At 51.5% G+C, this 21595-nt stretch carries 15 protein-coding genes and 1 pseudogene; 8 read left to right on the top strand and 8 right to left on the bottom strand.

Annotated features, from left to right (window positions below):
* The first annotated feature begins 206 nt into the window (after positions 1-206).
* The 3 genes from C2M34_RS09555 to C2M34_RS09545 all read left to right on the top strand — a co-directional run bounded on the left by C2M34_RS09555 (position 207) and on the right by C2M34_RS09545 (position 5428).
* Positions 207-356, top strand: a complete 150-nt coding sequence (locus C2M34_RS09555) for a DUF2986 domain-containing protein (protein ID WP_105201276.1) — start codon at positions 207-209, stop codon at positions 354-356.
* 254 nt (positions 357-610) lie between these two features.
* Positions 611-1249, top strand: coding sequence for a hypothetical protein (locus C2M34_RS09550; RefSeq protein WP_105201275.1), 639 nt, complete (start codon positions 611-613; stop codon positions 1247-1249).
* A 402-nt stretch (positions 1250-1651) separates the two neighbouring features.
* Positions 1652-5428: a S8 family serine peptidase gene (locus C2M34_RS09545; RefSeq protein WP_105201274.1), complete on the top strand. Its 3777-nt coding sequence runs from the start codon at positions 1652-1654 to the stop codon at positions 5426-5428.
* Between the two features lie 57 nt (positions 5429-5485).
* Here the strand turns inward: C2M34_RS09545 and C2M34_RS09540 are convergent, their stop codons facing one another.
* Entirely contained in the window at positions 5486-7417 is a 1932-nt protein-coding gene (locus tag C2M34_RS09540; RefSeq protein ID WP_158681417.1) for a hypothetical protein, read from the bottom strand.
* Positions 7418-7619: 202 nt separating this feature from the next.
* Here C2M34_RS09540 and C2M34_RS09535 point away from each other — a divergent pair, with 202 nt between their 5' ends.
* Positions 7620-7931, top strand: coding sequence for a monooxygenase (locus C2M34_RS09535; RefSeq protein ID WP_105201272.1), 312 nt, complete (start codon positions 7620-7622; stop codon positions 7929-7931).
* Between the two features lie 59 nt (positions 7932-7990).
* Here C2M34_RS09535 and C2M34_RS09530 read toward each other — a convergent pair.
* Positions 7991-9486: pseudogene (locus C2M34_RS09530) on the bottom strand (dipeptidase).
* Between the two features lie 238 nt (positions 9487-9724).
* Between C2M34_RS09530 and C2M34_RS09525 the strand changes: the two are divergent.
* The 3 genes from C2M34_RS09525 (at position 9725) to C2M34_RS09515 (ending at position 12790) form a co-directional block, all read left to right on the top strand.
* Positions 9725-11845 (top strand): TonB-dependent receptor, encoded by a 2121-nt coding sequence (locus C2M34_RS09525; RefSeq protein WP_105258632.1) that lies wholly within the window; start codon positions 9725-9727, stop codon positions 11843-11845.
* A 181-nt stretch (positions 11846-12026) separates the two neighbouring features.
* Entirely contained in the window at positions 12027-12392 is a 366-nt protein-coding gene (locus C2M34_RS09520) for a hypothetical protein (protein WP_199774421.1), read from the top strand.
* Positions 12392-12790: a hypothetical protein gene (locus C2M34_RS09515; RefSeq protein WP_105214545.1), complete on the top strand. Its 399-nt coding sequence runs from the start codon at positions 12392-12394 to the stop codon at positions 12788-12790. Before C2M34_RS09520 ends, C2M34_RS09515 begins: the two co-directional genes overlap by 1 nt.
* 34 nt (positions 12791-12824) lie before the next feature.
* Here the strand turns inward: C2M34_RS09515 and C2M34_RS09510 are convergent, their stop codons facing one another.
* The 5 genes from C2M34_RS09510 to C2M34_RS09490 are packed head-to-tail and all read right to left on the bottom strand — an operon-like array spanning position 12825 to position 17909.
* Entirely contained in the window at positions 12825-13682 is an 858-nt protein-coding gene (locus tag C2M34_RS09510; protein ID WP_105201270.1) for an aminotransferase class IV, read from the bottom strand.
* 9 nt (positions 13683-13691) lie between these two features.
* On the bottom strand, positions 13692-14549 hold the full coding sequence (locus tag C2M34_RS09505) for a glutamate cyclase domain-containing protein (RefSeq protein ID WP_105258631.1): 858 nt from the start codon (positions 14547-14549) through the stop codon (positions 13692-13694).
* Positions 14537-15265 (bottom strand): 5-oxoprolinase subunit PxpA, encoded by a 729-nt coding sequence (locus tag C2M34_RS09500; protein ID WP_105258630.1) that lies wholly within the window; start codon positions 15263-15265, stop codon positions 14537-14539. The genes C2M34_RS09505 and C2M34_RS09500 overlap by 13 nt, the downstream gene beginning before the upstream one ends.
* Before the next feature lie 8 nt (positions 15266-15273).
* Complete coding sequence (locus C2M34_RS09495; RefSeq protein ID WP_105201267.1) at positions 15274-16068, bottom strand: putative hydro-lyase; 795 nt, start codon at positions 16066-16068, stop codon at positions 15274-15276.
* A gap of 35 nt (positions 16069-16103) precedes the next feature.
* Complete coding sequence (locus C2M34_RS09490) at positions 16104-17909, bottom strand: glycoside hydrolase family 3 N-terminal domain-containing protein (RefSeq protein WP_105258862.1); 1806 nt, start codon at positions 17907-17909, stop codon at positions 16104-16106.
* Positions 17910-18189: 280 nt separating this feature from the next.
* On the opposite strand from C2M34_RS09490, the gene C2M34_RS09485 reads away from it, so the two are divergent.
* Positions 18190-21048 (top strand): FAD-binding and (Fe-S)-binding domain-containing protein, encoded by a 2859-nt coding sequence (locus tag C2M34_RS09485; RefSeq protein WP_105258629.1) that lies wholly within the window; start codon positions 18190-18192, stop codon positions 21046-21048.
* On the opposite strand, the gene C2M34_RS09480 is transcribed toward C2M34_RS09485, so the two are convergent.
* Positions 21045-21410 carry a DUF1232 domain-containing protein gene (locus tag C2M34_RS09480; protein ID WP_105258628.1) on the bottom strand — a complete coding sequence of 122 codons (366 nt, stop codon included), beginning with the start codon at positions 21408-21410 and terminating at the stop codon, positions 21045-21047. The two genes, C2M34_RS09485 and C2M34_RS09480, sit on opposite strands and share 4 nt — an antisense overlap.
* Positions 21411-21595: the final 185 nt, after the last annotated feature.

Raw genomic sequence — 21595 nt, 5'->3', positions numbered from 1 at the left:
CAAGTTAAAGTGGGTGTCCAAGTTAAAGTGGGTGTCCAAGTTAAAGTGGGTGTCCAAGTTAAAGTGGGTGTCCAAGTTAAAGTGGGTGTCTAAGTTAAAGTGGGTGTCCGAGTTTGTTATTTAAAACATGTCGGCCTAAACAGCAATTGCAGGGTATAATAGAGAGCGACGTCATCAATCACATATCTAAACCAAGCATCGAAACAATGAACCGTAAAAAGAAAATTTTCACCAAACTCAAAGCCAAAGACAAACGTGCGAATGCAAAATTGCATAAAAGCAATAAACCAGCCTACATCTCAAAAGCAGAGCGAGAAAAGTTAGAGCAACAAGAGAATACGGCGTCACAAGAGTAATTCCCCACGCATACTAATACGCGATATCAATAAAAATACATTCGACTATTCGCAGCCGACGGCGGACTAGTCGTTGTTTTCCCTTATCGCCAGCTTAAGGCGCGATTTTTATTTCATGCATTTAGGCGTTAGGCGTCTTTAAAATTAGCCTAACTGATTGCTTTCCCTGTTTAATTTTTAATTGGCTGGCATATTTCCCGGCGCTCATATAGGCTTTTAGCGGTTATAATTTAGCTAATGTACGCAGGGAAATTATGGAAAAGAAGATCATTCAGCTCTCTATTGCCGAGCTGATGTTACACAAACGCGGCCCTATGGACGGTGCCGAAGACATTAACTTGTTTCGTTTTGTGCTGAGCTATCCGGCGGAAGGAATTTCGGCCATCGAATCGGTGAAAACCCTGCTGTCGACCGACGACCTGCCGACCGACTGGGACAGCGACTTCGATAAGGCGATTTTGTTTAAAACGCCACTGCGGGGCAAGGCCCAGCTTTCTATCGAGGCCTGCAGCGTCGATAAGGACTCCCAGGCTCAGGCGTCATTTAAAAAGCTGTTAAACAGCATCCTCGGCTCGACCCTGGGCATTTTTACCGGCGGTTTTGGCAGTGCCTATGTGGGTAAGATCACCAATACCGTGGGCAAATCCGTCATTGACGTCCTTGGCGATGACGAAGATGTGGATATTATCGGCAAAGCCACCTACTTACTCGACTCCGAGCAATTGCCCGAGTCGATTGACTTACCCTTGATGGTCGACACGCCCGTAGTAGAGAAAAAGTATGTGCTCGTAGGCCATCAAAGCAGCGTTAATCGCCGTCGTAAGGTGGTGGAAAACGAGGTGATCCCGGCCGGCAACAACGGTCAAATTCGTATTAAAATCACCCAGCTTTAGCGGAATTGACACGGCTCAATTTCATTTATATTTGTGCCTAATACCACGAATTTTCGTTCCGAGATGACTTAAAAAGGGTTGGCTTCTAGGGCAAGTGTACCAGTAGTTCTTGCCGTCAGCCCTGTCCCTTACATTTCTTACCAGCCTTTTCCCAATACCTTCCTATTCGGCGCAATTTTCGCACCCACCTCTTTGCAAACCTTCCGGCTGAAGCCTGCCAGGCTGTGATGTTTTGATACAAAATGTGAACAAAATGGTACACAAATTTGATGGTTGCATTTTGTCCTAGCCGATAACTTAAAAAGGTTGATCGCATTCATATGACCATATGAATACGTTTATTTTAAGAGCGGGTTACACGCTCTGTAAGCAATAAAAATAACCATATATAGGATGTCTAAGATGAAACAACCACGTAGGTTTGGGCGTTTAAAAGCGACCTACCTTGCTATGTTGAGTTTAGGTTTGGCTCAGCCGGTGCTGGCACAAGGTGATGAGTTGGCTGGCAACACAAGTGCGCAGGCACTTACTTTTACACTCATTACTGGCGATAAAGTGTCAGCCGTAGTGAATAAGCAAGGTGAGCTTGGCGGTATTCGCATGCTGGGTAAAGACGGCAATGAAGTAATCACCAGCATTTTCAAGCGCGGCGGCAATACGTATGTAATGCCAAGCCAAGCACAAGAGTGGGTAGACTCGGGTGCGATAGATTTAGAACTATTTAACATTAATAAGCTGTACGCGTCTGGTTATGCGGATGAAGTCACCCACCAGTTGCCTGTTATCGTTGAATATCACGATGGCACTCTAGCGGGGGCGGCAACGCCTAAGCAGTTAGCGGGTACATCGCTAACGGGCGAAATAGAACTAATCGACAGTGCAGCCTTGAGCATTGACAAGAGCAAAGCGGCGGAAGTGTTTTCAGCACTTGTCGCGCAAGGCGATGTGGATGCTGTCTGGCTTGATGCGGCCGTGTTCGCCCATAAAGTGAGCGAATCAGAAACATTGACCCCTACGGTGCCTTTAACTGGCGCATATGGCGATGTTGCGCGTCATTATTCGGGTGCGGGTGTGACGGTTGCCGTACTCGATACGGGTTACGACATTGAGCATTCTGACCTTCAGGGGCGGGTCATCGCATCTCGAGACTTTACCTATTCGGCAAATGGTGTGGATGACACCAATGGTCATGGCACACACACAGCATCTACGGTTGCAGGCTCTGGCGCTGAATCGAATGGCAAGTGGGTAGGTGTAGCGCCAGGGGCGGATCTGGTAATTGGTAAAGTACTGGGCAACACAGGTGGTGGCTCTATGTACTCTATCCTCAGTGGTATGCAATGGGCGGTCATGTCGGAAAATGCGGATATCGTCAATATGTCATTGGGTGGCTCGGCTACCTCATGTGATGGTCCGCTTGTTGATATGGTTGAAGCACTGAGCGATCGCGCCTTATTCGTAATTTCTGCGGGTAATAGTTTTACTCGTGAAACAGTGGGTTCTCCGGGCTGTGCACCAAGCGCACTGACTGTCGGTGCGCTCGATCGCGATGGCAACACTGCTTCTTTCTCTTCGCGCGGCCCATCTCCGGATGGCCACTCAGCGAAACCTGATATTGCCTCACAAGGTGTGGCGGTAGTCGCCGCCGCTTCGGGTGGTCAAGGTGCGACGGCCTATCGAGCGCTTTCAGGCACCTCAATGTCAGCCCCGCATGTAGCAGGCGGTGCGGCTATGGTGATGCAAGCACGTGCTGATTTATCGCCTAGAGATGTGAAAAAAGTACTCACATCATCGGTATTCACATCAGATGCGCACGTACTAGAGCAGGGTGCAGGTGCAATGGACATCAATCGTGCGATTAAGCAGGCGGTGATCGCACAGCCTAACCGTGAGTTGGGTTATTTCGGATATGGCCAGAATGATGCGTACACCGACAGTAGCGTGACGTTTGAAAACACCACAAGTGAAGAAATTACATTCAAGCTTAATTTAGATCTGATCGGTGAAGATGGTAAAACGCAGCTTCCGGCAACGGTTGCTGGTTTAGGCGTTAAATCCGTTACAGTGCCAGCGAATGGCCAGGTTGATGTGCCAGTGTGGATTGACCCATCAGTGGCAATGCGCGACGGTGCATACGGTGCTATCACAGGTAAGATAACGGGTACAGCTGTTGGCGGTGAAGACGAGCAAATCACGGTGCCTGTTTCTTTCTGGGTTGATCAGCCACAAGTGTCACTGACGGTTAATTTGACCGATCGCTGGGGCAACCGTGCGTCGTTTCCTTCGAAAGTGTATTTAATTAACGAAGAGGACGATTGGGGCAGCTTATTGCGTCTAAATGGCGGTAAAGCCGAGGTAAAGGTACCCACCGGCAACTACAGCATTATCGCCAACATCATGACCTTTGATAACGCAAACTCGAGCTCGGGTTTAGTTGAGTCTGCGGCACAGATGGCGATTTTGGATCGCAAGATTGAAAGCGCAACGGTATTAAACTTTGATGCCCGTAACGCGCAGCCTGTGACCTTCAAAGCGGAGCAGCCACTTGACCCTCAAGGTTACTCATTTGGCTTTACCTACGCGCTGGATGACAACAAACAAGCTAAGCTTGCGGCGATGGAGCTGGCGCCAGACTATGTAAACGACATGTACGCATGGTCACAAGGCCATGACGACCGTTTCCGCTCTTTCATTACCACACGTGCCGTGGCACCTGAAACCAAGGTAATGATGGAAAACGGCACCGAGTTTGATTACATCAAACAAGGTTTAGCGCTGTCGTTTCATGGTGAAGGTTCAGCGGAAGTAGTGCCAGTAGGTGATGCAGGCTACAGCACCGATTGGAGCCAATTCGACCTGGAAGGCAAAATAGCCCTTATTGCCAACCCTAACTACCTAACCAGTTATATGGTGGGTAACGCCATGAAGCACGGTGCAATGGGCGTTATTTTCTACCGCCCGGGTCGAGACGGTCGTTACAAAGGGAGTATCACGGGTACGCCAAAAGTGCCTGTGATTGGCATCAGTACTGCCGAGGGTGAACAGCTTGCCGCAGAAATTGCAGCAGGTCGTAACACCGTAAGCTGGTCGGGTATTGCTGCAGAGCGCTCACCCTATGCCTACTCTATCAACCACATTACGGACGGTCGCATCGACGCAGGGCAAATTGTGTTGCAAGAGCACAAGATGCGTAAAATCGAGAGTCAATATCACTCGCAAGGTGATGAGCGTCCGGCTTGGACTGACGTGATGGCGATGACCAACAGCACCGGCGAGTTCTACTCAACGGGTAGTTCACAGCTGATCATGTTGCCTGTTGAGCGTGATGAGTACTTCAGTGCGACTACTAAAAATGCGTGGACCAACATCGTCATGCCGAATTACCAAATGCGTAGCGCAGGGGCGTATTTTGATGGTGCACGTATTATGACGCCGGGTGAGGAAGCAACGACTTGGCTTAAAGGCCCTCGTATGGGTAGCTTAGGTACCAGCGGTATTCCAATTATCAGCAGAGACACCAATGTCTTGTCTTTTAACATGGCTGCATTCGGTGACGCTGCGGGGCACGATGGTATTTTTGGCTACGATGGCCGTTCAGCCTATGGCTTAATGGTAAATGGTCAGAGTACATCGCCTTACCAGGGCACTTTGACACTTGAGCACGGCAGTAACCAAGTGAGCTTGTCAATGCGCTCTTACGCCCGCGGTGTAGGCGAGCGTTCCCCCGTGAATGACGCATTAGGGTCGCTTTATGAAGGTAAATATAGCTTCACCACTGACGACACAATGCAAGGTATTCAGCCTATCCTTATGCCTGTTGTCGATGTGCCTGTAGACATCAACAATGCCATGCCTGCGGGAGAGCCGGCACATATTAAGCTTTCCGCGATTTTGGATGGCGAAGGTGAGGTATCACTGGCGGACGTGAAACTGCAATATGGTTATGGCCAGGAGTGTGGTATGAGCGATATTCCAGCCTTTATATACTGCCCGGTGACGGCGAAATTCTCTCCTGAGAGCTGGGTAGATGCGGAGATCACACAGCTAGATGGCGAGTGGGTTGCGATTGTACCAAACGACGCTCCAGCGGGTGAATTTGTGCACCTGCGTGTGGAAATGGCTAACTATGGCACCAGCACAGCAGAGCAATTAACAATGCGTGCTTACATGCTGAAGTAAGTGTTTTGTCTCAAGAAATAAAAGCCGCCCGCGTTTGGGCGGCTTTTTTAATGTTTATTACTCTTGGCAGCTGACGGCGAAATAGTCATTATTATCACTTACCGCCAGCCCCGGCAGTTGGTTGACTAGGTGCTGGTACATCTCGGGCTGCTTAAATTTGTGTTTCATCATCAGACGCAGGTGGTGGGGCTGTATCTCGGCGCCATTATCCCTCAGGTAATCTAAAAATCGGCGGTAACTGATTGGCCTCTCGGTCTTTGACTCGGGCGGCAGATAGCGCTCTAAACGATAGTTTTTGAGCACAAAATACAGCGGGTCCAAGCGCTCCCCATTAGTTGCATCTAAGTAAGGCTCGAGCAATTTATATTGCGCTATGTGGCCTTTGGCAGCGACCGCGTTGGCTAGCTCAAAGGCCGTTTTCTGGGGGATATGGGAGAAGGTTTTTAACCACAGGGTCAGCTCTTTATTGCCGGCAAACTGCGCCATTACTTGGTCAGCCTCAATATCGGGTGCCAGCCCGACGTTACTGAGTTTGTTTACTATTTCCTGCTCTGTAAGCTTGTTGTCACGCACCGCGACCGAGGAGATAAACAGGCTCATTGCCGTTTTTTGTTGCTCGGACAGAGGCGGTAAATTGAGGTTATCCAGCTCCAGGCTGATCAGCTCGGCCAAAGGCTTTTTCTGCGTCAGGCTAACCAGCAAGGCCGCGGTGTCATTGATAAACAGCTTGATATCCGCGTCATCATGGCGTTGGCAGTATTCATACTCGGGCGACTGGATCACCTTTTCAACAAAGGCTGATTCGGCAAAGGCTTGCCATTGCTCGACGGGTTTTTCCCGCTCCTTAAACCATTTATTGCGCGCCGAGCAGGCCTCTAATTGTGCCTGTTGCTGCTCGTCCAAGGCGGCGCCCGCATCGAATTTCAGTGGTGTGCTCCCGGCATCCCGTGGTAAGTCGCTTAAAGGAGATATATCAATATTGATACCCAATTGGCTTAAGACGGCAGGGGTGCGATTTAGCCCTTGCTGCCCTCGGCTATGGTAATAGTAGTGTTTGCTACCTAGTTGCGTGCCCTCAATCAACCGGGACAGGGCATGAGCATCGGTAAATGTGCTGCCAAAGGCTTCAATATGCTCTAGTACCGCGTGCTGCATGTCACTGATAAACAGGGAGTCATTGCGAAAGGCCAGGGGGTATTGCTCGGTAAGCATGGCCGCCGCTTCGGTTTTTCCCATCATCAGCAGGGTGGTAAAAGAAAGCTTAAGGGGAGTGAGGTGTGGGTCGTTCATCAAGGCGCTATCCACGTCATAAACCATATCTTTGATTTTTTGTACCAGCTCATGGGCTGGCGCATTATTGACGATTAGCGCTTCAAAGTCTTTTTGCTCCAGGGTATGCCTATACAGATATTCTATGGGAAAGCTAGAAGGCAAGTATTGCTCTTGCTGCATTTGCATCGGCAGCTCGTCGAGACTCTCGACAAAAGACGCCATGGTCTGAGCTTGGGCTGTTTCAACCTCTGTTTGTGCATTGGCTGGGATATTTTTTTGAATATAACCCTTGAGCACCGACCGCATCTTTACAGTCGCCTCAAAGGAGGCGGTCCTGCTGTGCCAGTGGTCGAGGGCTCTTTCATCCATGCCGGCGGCCCACAGTGCCAGGCTAATATCGTCCAGGCTATGGCCCTGCTTTAAGGCGCGGGCGGCCAAGAGTTCCAGTTGCTGACGGTTCTGGTAATGGTGCTGATTAAAGAGATCCTTTACGTTCTCACACAGCTCGCTATCAAGGGTTTGCTCGGGAAAGGGCTCGGGCTGGTAACGCTTTGTGGGTGTCTGTGCGGCGGTGGAGACGCTTTGTTGCTCTGGGCGTTGAGTGCCGGAGGGGGTCGCTCCCTCGGCAATGTGTGGCTGCTCCTGCGAGGGCATGAGCAAATAGATGCTAAGGCCGATTAAGGCCAGAGCCCCCAACATCAAAATCATTTTTCTCATTGCTTTCCTTGCTTATTCTTTGAGCATGACATTATAACGCCATTGTTAATCTAATTTGGTTGTAAAACAAGCTTATACCCTCTGTGTACAGAGTGTTGTCCAACAAAGATTACAGTTTAGGTGCGAGCGAAACTGAACGGGCTTTTGTTTCTGTTTATTATGGGTGAAAATGAACGCAGGATTAATTTAAAGAGATGTTGAGATGGCAAAATTGCTGCAAGTCGACTTTCAATATAATGGCCCGTATGGAAAGCAAATGGCGGATGCGCTGGTTGAACTGGCTAAGTCTATTAATGATGAACCGGGCATGATCTGGAAGATTTGGACCGAAAGTGAACTTGAGCAGCTAGGTGGCGGTATCTATCTGTTTACAGATGAAACCAGTGCCAGGAATTATTTGGCAATGCACTCAGCGCGCCTGAAGAAAATGGGGATTGATGAGGTGCGTGGCAAACTATTTGATGTCAACGAAGCGCTGACGCTTATCAATAAGGGACCACTCGTCCCAGCCTAACCGTCAGTTATTGGCTGCAATGTATATAAAGAAGCCCACTTTCGTGGGCTTTTTTGTGGTTACATCTTGCCCAGGGTGAGCATCATGGCGGTGTACATTTTCAGGTTGAGTGCCAGTTGCTCCTCGGTAATAAATTCATGCTCCGAGTGGCCGGTGTAAGGCTTGCCCGGCATGGATGGACCGAAGGAAACGGCATTATCGAACAACTTGGCATTGGTGCCGCCGCCGATGGAGACAAAAGAGGCATCCTGATCCCCTGTGTAGTGCTTGAAAATATCCAGCAGCGCCTGGGCGTGCGGGGCATTATCTAGCAACATGGGGGTGCCAAGTTCTACTTCTACATTACTTAAGGTTACCTGATGTTGCTGCTGCCAGGTTTTAAGAGCGCTGTCGATCTGCTGTGCCAGCAAGTCGGCATCTTTACCCATGGGGCGGCGCAGATTCACCGACAAGGTGATGTCGTTATTTTGCGCATCGCGACTTAGCAGTGTAGGGGCCACCGTCAGCGGACCCATAAAGTCATGCTCGTAGGCGATATCACCAAACTGCTTGCCATATAAACCTAGGCCAATGAGTTCATTAATAAACATCAGTGCCTGGCCATCGCTGTTGGTGGCTAGGGCGACACCATCAAAGATGGCCCCCAGGTGGGCAATGGCGTTAACGCCCGCTTCCGGCTCGGATGAATGGGCCGAAGTGCCCTTTACTCGAATATGCAGGCCATCTTCTTGCTCGACCATGGACACCTTAACCCCTTGTAAGGCGCTGATATTGCGCTGTAGCTGGGTTTTGGTCTGGTCGTCGGCGTTATGCAGGATCACGCTGGCATCTTCGGGAATTTGGCTGACAAAGGCACCGCCTTTAAGGTGAAGGCATACAGGCCCTCGCTTGGGTTGGCGCCGCTAAAGGTGGGGGCAATCAGGCTCCAGCCTTTTTCTGCCACCACCACGGGGTAGCTGGCGTCTATAGTGACCGCATACTTGGGCTGATTATAGGTTTTCATAAACTCTTTAATAGGACCCCAATCCGATTCCTCGGCCAGGTAAACCATCAGCTCGATGCGGTTATCAAGCTCTACGCCCTTGTCTTTTATCGCTTTCATGGCATATAAGGCGGTGGCGATGGCGCCCTTATCGTCTTCACTGCCACGGGCGATCAGCTTGCCCGGCTCTGTGGTTTTATCTAGCTCAAACGGGCTTTTGGTCCATTTACTGGCATCCGCCGGTTGCACGTCGCCATGGGTGACTATGGTGACTTTTTCGCTTTGTTCACCCATGCCAATCAGTACCGTATAGCCGAAATCCTGATAGTCGAAACCAAACTGATCCGCCTTCATCTTTAAGTAGTTTTTAAAGCCGATAAAGGCTGGGTTATCCGGCGCTTTTAGATCCTGGGTATTAACCGTGGGGAAAGAGACCAGGTTTGCCAAGGTATGAATTTGTGCTTCCTGGTACTGGTCTAGGGCGTAGTGCGCCACTGCATCTTTGTCACTGCCAACCGTGGCCGCCAGAGATGCCGTACTGAGTAACGCCAGGGCCGAAGCCAAAATAGAGATTTTCACTGTTATTCCTTGATGTTGATGTGCGTTAACGACTTGGATTGTAACGCCAGCTTAAGCTTTGAGGCCAGTTTTTGCTGTGTATGCCAGCACATATATTTACTCTAGATACAGGGTTAAGCGCCTAATTCCCCATTATTGAGAAAACAAAAACAAATGTTGAAATGATAGTAGTTATCATTTACATTGTCGGCATTATATTTCCCCCAGCCATTTAGCTAGTAAGGACAAGGTCATGAAGTTCAAGCTGTCGAAGCTGTGTTTCGCAATTCTCGCAGGTCCACTTATCACTAACAACGCGCTTGCCGAGCAAGGCTCCAAGGAGTCGGCCGAACCGGTGGAAACCATAGTGGTTACCGCCTCGCGTATTGAAAGGCCGCTAAGCCAGATCCCTAATACCATTACCGTTATTGATGAATCTGAGCTGCAGCAACAGTTGTCGCTACAGCATGATATTTCCACCGTGCTGGGAAATCTGATCCCCAGTTTTTCGCCAAGTCGTCAGAAGATGACCAGTGCCGGTGAGAGCCTGCGCGGCCGTAAACCCTTGTACCTGATTGACGGTGTGCCGCAATCGAACCCGCTGCGCAGCGGCGGCCGTGACGGCCACACCATAGACCCTTTTTTCCTTGAGCGCGTTGAGGTGCTGCACGGTGCTAATGCCATTCATGGTCTGGGCGCCGCCGGCGGGATCATTAACCTGATCACCAAAAAGCCTACCGGTGGCTTGGAGCAACAGCTGCGCTTTGATACCACAGTGCAAAGCGACAAGCTGTCCGAGGGCAGTGTGGGTGTTAACTACAGCCTGTCTAATCGCTGGGACAATGCCGATGTGCTGGCTGGTGTAAGCTGGCGTACCAGCGGCATGTCGTATGATGCCGATGGCAAGCTGATCGGGGTGGATAATACCCAGGGCGATACCATGGACGCCGATACCTTTGATGGTTTTTTAAAGGCCGGTTATGAATGGGACGACTCGCGCTTAGAGCTGATGTTTAACCGCTATCAAATCGAAGGCAAGAATGACTGGATTTCTGTGCCTGGCGATGTCGATGCGGATATTCCCAGCAGCGCCGAAAAAGGCACAATCAATGGCGATGCGGCTCAAAACAAGGTGACCACCATGAGCCTGAACTATTCCAAGCAGGACTTCTTCTCTCAGCGTTTATCGGTGCAGTTATTCCGCCAGGATTTTGCCGCCACCTATGGCGCCGAAGCCACTCCTTTAGCGACCTTCCAGGACCCGGCGTATGGCCCGGATCTGATCGATCAGTCGCAGAATAACTCTGAAAAAACCGGCATGAAGATCACCTTGGTTAAAGAAAACTTTGTTTTTGAACCGCTAAGCCTGGTTTATGGTTTGGATTTACTCGAAGATGAAACCTGGCAGGCGCTTATTCAAACCGGCCGAGCCTGGGTGCCGCCGACTAAATACCGCAACTATGCGCCCTATGCGCAGTTGGAATATGCCGGTGATTCGCCGTTGAGTGTCAGCGCCGGTATCCGCTACGAAAAGTCAAAACTGGAAGTGGATGACTTTACCACCTTGGCCTCTTACGGCAGTCAATTTGTTGCCGGCGGTAAGCCGGAGTTTTCACAAACCTTGTATAACCTGGGCGCCACCTATCGTTTAACCGGCGACTGGCGCACCTTTGCCAATTACTCGGAAGCATTTTCAATGCCGGACGTCGGCCGTGTGCTGCGTGGCATCAATGTCCCGGGGCAAAGCGTGGAAACCTTCCTCGACCTTAAGCCCATTCTGACGGAAAACACCGAAATCGGCCTGGAATACGGCGGCGATCTGGTACAGGCGCAACTGGCTTATTACACCTCAGACTCGGATTTTGGTCAGCGCTTACAGCGCGGTGACGATGGTATTTATACCGTTAAGCGCGAGAAAACCGAGGTTGATGGCATCGAGTTTCGTATTAACTATCTGGCCACGGCAGTAGATAAACTGGGGCTGCGTTTTGCCAGCTCCGACGGTCGTTATGACTCGAACCAGGATGGGCGTGTCGACAGTGATTTAGGCGGCACTAATATTGCTCCGAATCGCGTTAACGCCAGTTGGGACAGGGATTGGACGGACACCCTAAGTACGCGTTTGCAGGTTAATCATCTGTTTGACCGCGATGTAGACAATGCTCAAGGTGAGGTGGTCAACGAATTCGATGGCTATACCACGGTGGACCTCAGTGCCAATGTAGAGGCGTTTTCCGGGGTAGTGACCTTGGGTATTCAAAACCTGACCAACACCGACTATTACACCTATTACTCGCAATCGAGCCCGAACAACAAGCGTAACTTTAAGGGCATAGGACGTACCTTCTCGGCGTCTTATCAGATTAACTTCTAGGCTTCGCGTTTTGCCTTTGTAGGTCGGTGCTTTGCGCCGACATCGGAACGGCATCGCACCTTTTGTCGGGATAAAATCCCGACCTACAAGGCAAAGGCCGAACGACAACGAAATACATCTGCTATTTTACCTGCTCAAGTCGTATCCAGAGTGAGTGAGATTGCTTTATAATAACGTCGCTATGGTTAAATTCTTTGTCGTTAAATATCTGGCCTTTTTACTCGGTTGTACGCTGTGCTTTGTTTTGCATGCGCAGTTTGCCGTGCCCGTGGTGCTGGCAGCCAGTATTACCGGCTTATTGGGCAGCTTTGTTCCCTCAACTCAGGCCTTTGGCATGCATCCAAGAGCGGCTATTTATGCCGGTAGCTTTGCCGGTATGTGCTCGGCTGAGCTGATAGGTGATTACTGGCAACTGACCTTGCTGGCCTTAATCGGCACTTCTTTATATGCCTTGACCATGAATCTGTTTACTGGTTTCGGCGGCAAGCTCGGTGGTGTGGCTTTTGTCAGCGTGGCACTGTTTATGCTCACCCGGGGAGTCTTATGATCACTCTGATCTTCATTATATTGGCGCTGCTTGGCGCCCTCAGCACCTATTTGCTGGCGCAGCATAAACGTTTTGATGCCATTCGTGCCTCGGCGCTGTCGGCCATTTTCGCCTATGGCCTGTTGTGGTTATTTAGCGATAATCCGGATCTCTACGCCCTGGTCTTTTTTGGTGGCACCTTTATCGGTATGAGCGCTCCCCATCGCTTTGGTTTTTATACTTTGACCAGCTCGGCCATTATTTTCGCTCCCCTCTTTCAGTACCTGGTGCCTAAACTAAACGGCTATGGCGGCGCCTTGGGGCTCAGTGCCTTTATGGCCATTTGTGTTTGCCATGTCGCTATTTTACTGGGCGCTCCGCGGAGCATAAAAAAGCCGCCGGGTTTATTCGGCGGCTGAGCAATTCTCAGAACAAGGGTCGAGTAGCAAGACCCTAGTAGTCAAATTTATGCTGGCTAAAGAGGCTCTGCACTCTTTGCCACATGGGCCCGGGGCGGCCCTGACCTATCTGTTTGCCATCGACCTTAAGCACGGGCCCCACTTCCTTGGTGGCCGAGGTGATCCACACTTCATCGGCATCGAGTAGTTCGTCCTTGGTGATCACTCGTTCTTCAATGCGTAGCTCGCTGTGCGTGTGCACGATTTGTAGAATCAACCAGCGGGTGATCCCCGGCAGTATTTGCGTGTCCAGCGGTGGCGTAGCGATCACACCATCTTTGACGATAAAGACATTGCTGGAACTGGCCTCAGTGATCTCACCCAGGGCATTAAATAAAATGGTTTCCTTATTACCTACACGGGCGCCGCTTTGGTAATGCATTACGTTGCCAAGCAGGGCGGTGGACTTGATGTTACAGCGCTGCCAGCGTCTGTCTTGCTCTAAAGAGACTTCATAGCTGCTGGCTTTGTCGGCATCGCAGCTGGGCTCGCCGGGCAGGGTAAAGCAAAATGCAAATACCGTGGGGGCAACGCCGCTAGGGTAGGCGTGATTGCGCTTGCTGTCTGTGCCGCGGCTAACGTGCAGATAAATGCCCTGGTTGGGACCTGGATTGGTGCTTAGCAGGGTCTCGCAGATCTCGCGCCATTGCTCGATGCCGTAATCAAGGGCGATTTCGATGGCAGCCAGGCCCTGTTGCATGCGCTCGATATGGGCATTAAAGCCAAGCATTTTGCCATGGTAGGCGGGGATCACTTCATAGATGCCATCGCCAAACAGAAAGCCGCGATCCATGGGCGAAATCTTCGCTTCCTCGGGGGCCATATAGTCGCCGTTTAAATACACCTGGCTCATTGTGTTTCCTCATTCAGTGGGCAAAAAGCCCGTTAACCGTCGTAATTCTGTGATCACTGCCTGGGCATGGGTGGCATCCAGACTGTCTTCGGTGGCTTCGTTGCGTTTGGTGACACCATCAACGCTGCCGTGTTTGCTTAAATACGCCAACCAGTGCGGCGGGTCAATAACTGCGAGCATATCTTCTTGCTGCCACAGGGCAAAAAAGGCGATCAGCCCATAGGCACCCCAGTTGGAGACATCGGCCACTATCAATTCATCGCAGCTGGTTATGCTGGGAATAATGTCCAGCTGGCTCAGTGCCGAGGCGACCTTGCCCATGCCTATTTCATTACCGCCATCGCCAATAGCTATGCTGGTGCAGGGTGCGGTTTCAATAAAGGGATCGAAACTGGCACAGCCATGGCTGATATCCTCGCCACGCATATTGCAATAGCCGCCTTGCTGATTAAGCCCTGGGCGCTCTATGGCGAGCACACAGCCGACCTGCTCAGTAGCGAAGTACTGCTGTGCCAAGAGCTTTGCCTGGGGCAGATCGTTTAAGGGCAGTTGAAAACAATTAAAATCTTCACTTAGCTTGCTGTAAAGGGGGTTGCCACAGACCAACACAGGTTCTTTGCCAAGCGCCTTGAGAGCCAAATACAGGGCAATGGCGCCGACTGGCCCATCGGTTTCAAAGGTGCCGGCAACCCAAAAGCCGGTGCCGATCAGAATTTTACCTTCGGCCTGATACAGGGCTTTTGCGCTGCGCTGCACATAGCCCGGCTGCAGAGCCGGTTGTATTTGTGCCATACCACGCAGGTTGCGCGCCACCAAGAGGTCTTCGATGTGGCGACTGAGTTGCAGCTCTTTGTTTAACGGGCACATAGGGCGCGGATCTCGATAATGGCGTTGACCGCTTCCAGGTTGTCGCCGTGAACACACAGGGTGTCGGCTTTTAAAGGCAAGGTTTGACCGCCATGGGTTTGCACCGTACCCTCACTGACCAGTTGCTGCACCTGCTCTAACATCTCGGTTTTGGTTAACACACTGCCGGCCTGATTGCGCGGCGTCAGGGTACCGACGTCGGTATAACGACGATCGGCAAAGGCTTCCAACAACAGGCTGACGTCTTGCTTGGCCGCTAGTTCGCTGTAATTTTCGGTGTTGTTGCCCGCTAAAATCATTAACTTAAGGCTTGGGTCATATTGAGCCACGGCTTGCAGCACGCTGACAAACAACGACTCATTGGCCATCATATCGTTATACAGGGCGCCATGGGGTTTAACATATTCCACTTGCAGCCCTTGTACTTTGGCCATGCCAGTCAAGGCGGCAATTTGATAATGAAGATCGGCGATCAGTTCGGTGGGGCTCAGTGCCATGGAGCGGCGGCCAAAGCCTTGGCGATCCGGATAACTGGGGTGAGCGCCAATACGCACGCCATATTGTTTTGCCAACGCCAGGGTGCGTTGCATTACCAAAGGGTCACCGCCATGAAAGCCACAGGCGATATTGGCCAAGTCGATATGGGCCATGGCCAGTTCATCCTCGCCCATGGTCCAGCTGCCAAAGCTCTCGCCTAAATCACAGTTCAGTAACATGCTGCCTCCTAAAACGTCGCCAACGAGGTATTTTTGATGTCGAGCACCAGCATATGTCCTGGGCTATGGGTAATGCAAAAGTCCGGGCGGGCATTGCTAATGGCCACTTGTGGGGTGACACCACAGGCCCAAAATACCGGTACTTCTCCCGCCTTAATGCTGACCGCTTCGCCAAAGTCGGGGCGATCAATGTCCTTGATGCCTATGGCTGCCGGATCGCCAAAATGCACCGGCGCACCGTGCACACTGGGATAGCGACTGCAAATTTGGATGGCGCGAATGGCATCCTTGGGTTTCATCGGGCGCATGCTTACTACCTGATTGCCGACAAAGGGGCCGGCGCCGTTGCAGGCTTGATTGGTGATATACATGGGCACATTTTTATGTTCGCTGATATTGCGGATTTCTATGCCATCGGCCAGCAGCGCCTCTTCAAAGGAAAAGGAGCAGCCGATTAAGAAGCTCACTAGATCATCGCGCCAGATATCAATAACTTGAGTCGGTTCATCTATCAACTGGCCGTGTTCGAACACCCGATATTTTGGCAGATCGGTACGAATATCTAGGTCTTTAGCCAGAGTAGGGTGGCCCAGGGCGCCTGTTTCGGTTTGTCCCAGCAAGGGGCAGGCTTTGGGGTTGGCCTGACAAAAGCGTAAGAAATCGTAGGCGTATTTTTGCGGCAGAATAACCAGGTTTGCCTGGACAAATCCCGGCGCAAAACCCGATGTATGACCTGTGTAATCACCACCACGGATCAGCTTGCGGATATCCGCAGGGGTGTTTAGCGAGGCATTGGTATCCATTTTTATACGCCTTATCTGTAAATTAACAGCCTAGATCATTGTTTAATAGTAACAGGTAATTGTCCGCTTGGGATTTGTTGTCCAAGCAACACCTTGGCCAGGGCGCTAAAGGCTGGACCTTGCACCGTTTCGCCGTCATCCACGTCTATGTTATAAGCGTAGGTGGCCAGTATGGCATCGGCATAAGAGCCAAAGCGGGCAATATCATAGGGCGCGCGCAGGCTCACAAAAACCGTGGGCTTTTGTGTGTTTTTGGCCTGCTTTAATAAGCGCTCCAGGGCGTCTGGTTGCTGCGCCTGACTCAGGGCAAATGCGGCAATGGCATCGCTGTCGTCCATACCGCCAATTTCCACCGCGCTTTGCGCCGGGCTGGCATTTCCGGCGATGACAAGATCAACTTCTTCTATCAGCGCCTGCGCCTTAACGGGATCATGGCCTTGCAGGCTCAAGCAGTGGAATTGGGTGTCTTTCAAGTATGCTTGTAGCGCTTGCTCCAGGGCCATGCACTTGCGGGTGTCGGGCATAATAATGGCCACGCTTTTGGCGTTTTTAAGCATGCTCGCAGTGTTCTTGCCATTCTTTATATCCGTGATGGCGGCACTGGCAAGCTCAGCCTCTAAAGCACGATGCTTAGGGTTACCTAGCACTTGCTTGGCGACGGCCTGCTGTTTACTCAGCTTCTTGTGGTGTTTGGGCAGTAACTGATAGCTGGCCTTAAGCGCCATAATCCGGGATGCGGATTGCTCAAATTCTGTGGCATCCAGCTCGCCTGTTTGCACCGCTTTTTCTAGGGCATCAATGAGCGCGTTGAGCTTGGCGATATCGTCTTGGTTACGCACGGCTATGGGCATCAGGGCAATATCCACCCCGGCCTTAAAGGTGTTGATCACCGCATCTTCGGCGCTAAAAAAGTGGCTGATCCCGGCCATATCCAGCGCATCCGTGATGGTGACGCCGCTATACCCGAGCTCATCGCGCAGCAAGTCGGTCATAATGGCGCGGGACATGGTCGCCGGTTTGATCATGGTATCGCCGTCCTTGCTGACAAAGGTACTGTTGTCGAGCGCCGGATATTGAATATGGGCGGTCATGATCATGCCTGGAGCATGTCCGGCATCGATAATCTGTTTAAAAGGCGCTATATCCTGGGCCATCACCTGCGCCTTATCATGGGCCACCCGTGGCAAGCCGGTGTGGCTGTCGACATTGGTGTCGCCATGGCCGGGAAAGTGCTTTAACGCAGCTATCACCTGGTGCCGCTGGTAGGCATCGACCTGAGCGCCGCCAAGCTCGGCCACAAGCTGAGGGTCTTCACCGAAGGAGCGAACATTGATCACCGGATTATCCGGGTTCATATTCACATCGACCGTGGGCGCATAATTGAGGTTAATGCCCAAGGCGTTCAGCTCAGTGGCAATCACTTCGGCACTGCGGCGGGCAAAGTCGGTGCCATGGCGCGCATAGGTAGCGCCGATAGACATATTGCCGGTCATGGCGGTGCCTAATTCCCGGGGAATACGGGCAACCCGGCCACCTTCCTGATCGATACTGATAAAGAGCGGGGCACCAAGCTCACTTTGCTGTGCCGCTCTTTGCAATTGCTGGGTGAGTTCGACCATTTGTGCGCTGTTTTCAAGGTTTTCCGCAAACAGGATCACACCGCCGATTTGCTGCTGCGTCAGCAGCTCTGCCAAAGGCGCTGGTAAGGTGGTCATAGGCGCACGGCAGCGGGCGCTGCTAATATCCTTATCTTCGCAGTAGTAGCGAAAATCCAGCATGAGTTTTTGGCCGATTTGCTGTTTTAGCGTAAGCGCCGGGGCGGCTAGGCTAGATGCACTCATAAATACACATCCTAAAGTGGCGAATTTGGCTAGTCTGTTGGCTTGCAGGCGAAGCGTCAAGGCACTGACTAGGCGGCGGAAAATCATGGCGAGCTCCCTTGGAATAAAGTATTCAAGATTCTATAGTTATTAATACCATGAGCACAAGCGCTTTAGGCGCGGCTAATACACAGCATGGCCATCTATTCTTTATATATCAGTACTGATCTATGAATACGAGTTTAATAATATTTTATTCCCAGCTATGCTAGGGCAACCATGTTATAGCTAGTGCCTCATTATGTCAGAGTCCCCTAAGGCTATGGAAGCCTTCATTGATGCCATGACCACAGTCCTCGGCCGCGAGCAAGTGATCACAGATTATGCCTTGCGTTATGCCCTGGGCACGGATGCCAGCTTTTATCGCTTAACGCCTCAATGTGTGGTGCTGGTCAAAAGCGCCGAGCAGGTACAAAAGGTGTTGTTAAGAGCCGGAGAATATAAATTACCTGTCACCTTTAGGGCCGCCGGCACCAGTCTTTCCGGTCAGGCCATTAGCGATAGCATACTGGTACTGCTCAGTGATGATTGGCAAGATTATAAGGTGGGCGAGGATGGCAGTTGGATCAGCCTATCGCCTTCTTTGGTCGGCGCCCGAGTGAACCGCATTCTGGCTCCTTATGGGCGCAAAATCGGCCCGGATCCGGCCTCTATCAATAGCTGTAAAATCGGTGGTATCGCTGCCAATAATGCCTCTGGCATGTGCTGCGGGGTGAAACACAACAGTTACCACACCTTAAAGGACATGGCGATTATCCTTGCCGATGGCACCTGCCTCGATACCGCTGATGAGCAATCCAAGGCGGCGTTTCGGCAAAGTCACGCAGCGCTGCTCAATGCCCTTGAACAGCTGGCGCAGCAGGTGCGTGATAACCAGGGGTTAAGTGAGCGCATCGCTCATAAATATCGCTTAAAAAATACCACTGGCTATGGCCTTAATGCCCTGGTGGATCATCATGATGGCATAGAGATCATTAAACACCTGATGATAGGCTCTGAGGGCACTTTAGGCTTTATCGCCAACATTACTTACAACACGGTTATTGAGCCTGCCTTTAAACGCACCGGATTATTTACCTTTGCCGATGTCGACAGCGCCTGTGCCCTTATTGAGCAACTAAACGCCTTGCCCATAGCCGCGGTGGAAATGCTGGATAAAAGGGCGCTTTTATCGGTGCAGGGGCATGCGGTGATGCCGCAAAATGTCGCCGATTTCCCCTCTGAGGCCACGGCCTTGCTGATCGAAATTAGCGAAGAAAATCAGCAGGCACTTGATGGGCTGACGAGCTCGGTCAATACCATTTTGGCGCAATATCAAGAGCAGCTGGTGCATAAGTATCCCTTGAGCGACGATGCCGAGCTGGCACAGGCGCTTTGGAATGTGCGCAAGGGCACCTTTCCGGCGGTGGGAGCGGTGCGTAAAACCGGCACTACTGTGATCATTGAAGATGTGGCCTTTGCCTTGGCGGACTTAAGCCGGGGCATTAAGGCGCTGCATCACTTGTTTGATAAGCATGGCTACACGGAGGCCATTATTTTCGGTCATGCCCTGGCCGGGAATCTGCATTTTGTCTTTACTCAGGCCTTCGATAGCCCAGAGCAGATTGAGCGTTACGAGGCATTTATGGCCGATGTGGCGCATTTGGTGGCGGTGGAACTCAAGGGCTCTTTAAAGGCGGAGCATGGCACCGGACGTAATATGGCACCCTTTGTGGCGCTCGAATGGGGCGATGAGGGCTATGCTGTTATGCAGCAAATTAAGCAGTTATTTGACGCTCAGGGGATTTTAAATCCCGGGGTGATCATCAACGCCGACCCTCGCGCTCATGTGCAGCATGTTAAAGCCATGCCCGCCAGTGATGCGCACATAGATAAATGTATCGAATGTGGTTTTTGTGAGCCTGTGTGTCCATCCAAGGAATACACCCTTACGCCACGCCAGCGCATCAGCCTGAAACGCCATGAGCAACAATTGCTTAATCACGAGTTCAAAGACAAGGACGCCTATCGACGTCTGGCCGCTGTGCAACAGGGTTATCAACTTCTGGCCATAGTCAGCTGTGCCGCCACCGGCTTATGCGCCACTCGCTGTCCAGTTGGCATTGATACCGGAGCCTATATCAAGTCGCTGCGCGCCAAGCAGATGGCTAACAAACCTGTGATCACTAAAATCGCCAACTGGAGTGCAAATCACTTTGCCATGACCAGCGCTCTGGCACGAGTGGGTGTGCGCGGCGCTCATTTAAGCGCCAAACTGCTGGGGGCGCAGCGTCTTGAGCGTTTTAGTGCCCAATTGCAGCAGCGTTTTGGTACGCCGCTCTACTTTAGTGCCTGGCCCAAGGCGCAGCATGGCGAGCAGACTAGCGGCCAGGTTATCGACGGCGATAAGGTGGTGTATGTGCCCAGTTGCGGCAACCGTATTTTTGCCAATGCCACCGAGCAAAGTGTGCAGCAGACGCTGCAAAGCCTGTGCGACAAGGCAGGGCTGACCCTGGTAATACCCGAAGAGATAGCCGAGTTATGCTGTGGCATGCCCTGGCAAAGCAAGGGACTGGCGGAGGTGGCCACACAAAAACAGCAGCAATTACAGGAAATCATCACGCAATTGAGCGAGCAGGGGCGCTGGCCCGTGGTTATGGACGCCAGTCCCTGTGCCCTGCAAAGCCAACTCCAAGAAAAGCAAAGCCAGCACGAAGAAAGCAGCCCAATTCGGGTGCTGGATAGCCTAGGTTTTGCCAGCGAATATTTATTGCCTCGCCTAGCAATTGAAACCAGCGACCAGCCTTTGTGGCTACATATTACCTGTAGTTCGCAGCATTTGGATGCTGGTAGCGCCATGCTGAACGTGGCCAGGGCGCTTAGTTCCAAGGTCAGCACTACGGAGGTGAGTTGTTGTGGGTTTGCCGGTGATAAGGGCTTTACTCACCCCCAGCTAAATGAGCATGCTTTACGCCATGTTAGCGCCAGCAAACCCCAAGGTTGTACTGTGGGCTACTCTAACAGCCGTACCTGTGAGATTGGTCTAACAAGGCACAGTGGAGTGACCTTCTCTTCCCTGCTGGCTTTGTTGGATGAGCGAGCGGCGGCACTCGCTAGCTAGACGAGGGAGCGAGCCTTAAGCAGTAATTGGTGGGCTTTGAGTTCGGCAAGAACCTTGACCCTGGCATCGATAAAGGCAAGCAGGGACACGGCGGCCACGGCCAGCAATAAAATGTCGTCTAGTAAACCTAGGCTTGGGTATGTATCGGTGATCAGGTCGTAAGGAAAAGCCACATAGGCCAGAGTTGCGCATAAAGCGAGGCGGTGTAACGGGGTGCAGGTATCGCCACTGATGGCGTAGTACAGCAGTAAAATACGTGCTAGTACTGCGTGTGCCAAATTACAGAGCCAGCTTGTTGCTGCCTGTACGCCATGTGCCCTTGAAGCTTGAGCGCGTTCAGGTGTAACGGTTCTCTTGTTCATTTTTCCCCTCCTGCTGAAACAAAGTTAGCTCGGGAGGGGAGAAAATAATATTACAGCCAGTTACGCCATCGCTCTAGCGCCAGGCGTGGTCGAGTTAAAGGGCACAACAGTAAAGGAAATGTCTAACCAAGTTGATTCCTAACTATCCAAGCGCAAATACAGGTCTTGGTATTTGAGCCATCTCG

This window comes from Pseudoalteromonas sp. T1lg88 (genome assembly GCF_002964765.1).
GTDB lineage: Bacteria > Pseudomonadota > Gammaproteobacteria > Enterobacterales > Alteromonadaceae > Pseudoalteromonas.
Note: the sequence above shows the minus strand (reverse complement) of the source record. Positions and strands in the feature narration are given on the sequence as shown.

Bases quoted from the DNA above. Each gene is read 5' to 3' on its own strand.
- C2M34_RS09485 (WP_105258629.1), top strand. From the start codon at position 18,190: ATGTCAGAGTCCCCTAAGGCTATGGAAGCCTTCATTGATGCCATGACC.
- C2M34_RS09480 (WP_105258628.1), bottom strand. From the start codon at position 21,410: ATGAACAAGAGAACCGTTACACCTGAACGCGCTCAAGCTTCAAGGGCA.
- C2M34_RS09545 (WP_105201274.1), top strand. From the start codon at position 1,652: ATGAAACAACCACGTAGGTTTGGGCGTTTAAAAGCGACCTACCTTGCT.
- C2M34_RS09505 (WP_105258631.1), bottom strand. From the start codon at position 14,549: ATGTGCCCGTTAAACAAAGAGCTGCAACTCAGTCGCCACATCGAAGAC.
- C2M34_RS09510 (WP_105201270.1), bottom strand. From the start codon at position 13,682: ATGAGCCAGGTGTATTTAAACGGCGACTATATGGCCCCCGAGGAAGCG.
- C2M34_RS09500 (WP_105258630.1), bottom strand. From the start codon at position 15,265: ATGTTACTGAACTGTGATTTAGGCGAGAGCTTTGGCAGCTGGACCATG.
- C2M34_RS09490 (WP_105258862.1), bottom strand. From the start codon at position 17,909: ATGAGTGCATCTAGCCTAGCCGCCCCGGCGCTTACGCTAAAACAGCAA.
- C2M34_RS09520 (WP_199774421.1), top strand. From the start codon at position 12,027: ATGGTTAAATTCTTTGTCGTTAAATATCTGGCCTTTTTACTCGGTTGT.
- C2M34_RS09540 (WP_158681417.1), bottom strand. From the start codon at position 7,417: ATGAGAAAAATGATTTTGATGTTGGGGGCTCTGGCCTTAATCGGCCTT.
- C2M34_RS09555 (WP_105201276.1), top strand. From the start codon at position 207: ATGAACCGTAAAAAGAAAATTTTCACCAAACTCAAAGCCAAAGACAAA.
- C2M34_RS09550 (WP_105201275.1), top strand. From the start codon at position 611: ATGGAAAAGAAGATCATTCAGCTCTCTATTGCCGAGCTGATGTTACAC.
- C2M34_RS09495 (WP_105201267.1), bottom strand. From the start codon at position 16,068: ATGGATACCAATGCCTCGCTAAACACCCCTGCGGATATCCGCAAGCTG.
- C2M34_RS09535 (WP_105201272.1), top strand. From the start codon at position 7,620: ATGGCAAAATTGCTGCAAGTCGACTTTCAATATAATGGCCCGTATGGA.
- C2M34_RS09525 (WP_105258632.1), top strand. From the start codon at position 9,725: ATGAAGTTCAAGCTGTCGAAGCTGTGTTTCGCAATTCTCGCAGGTCCA.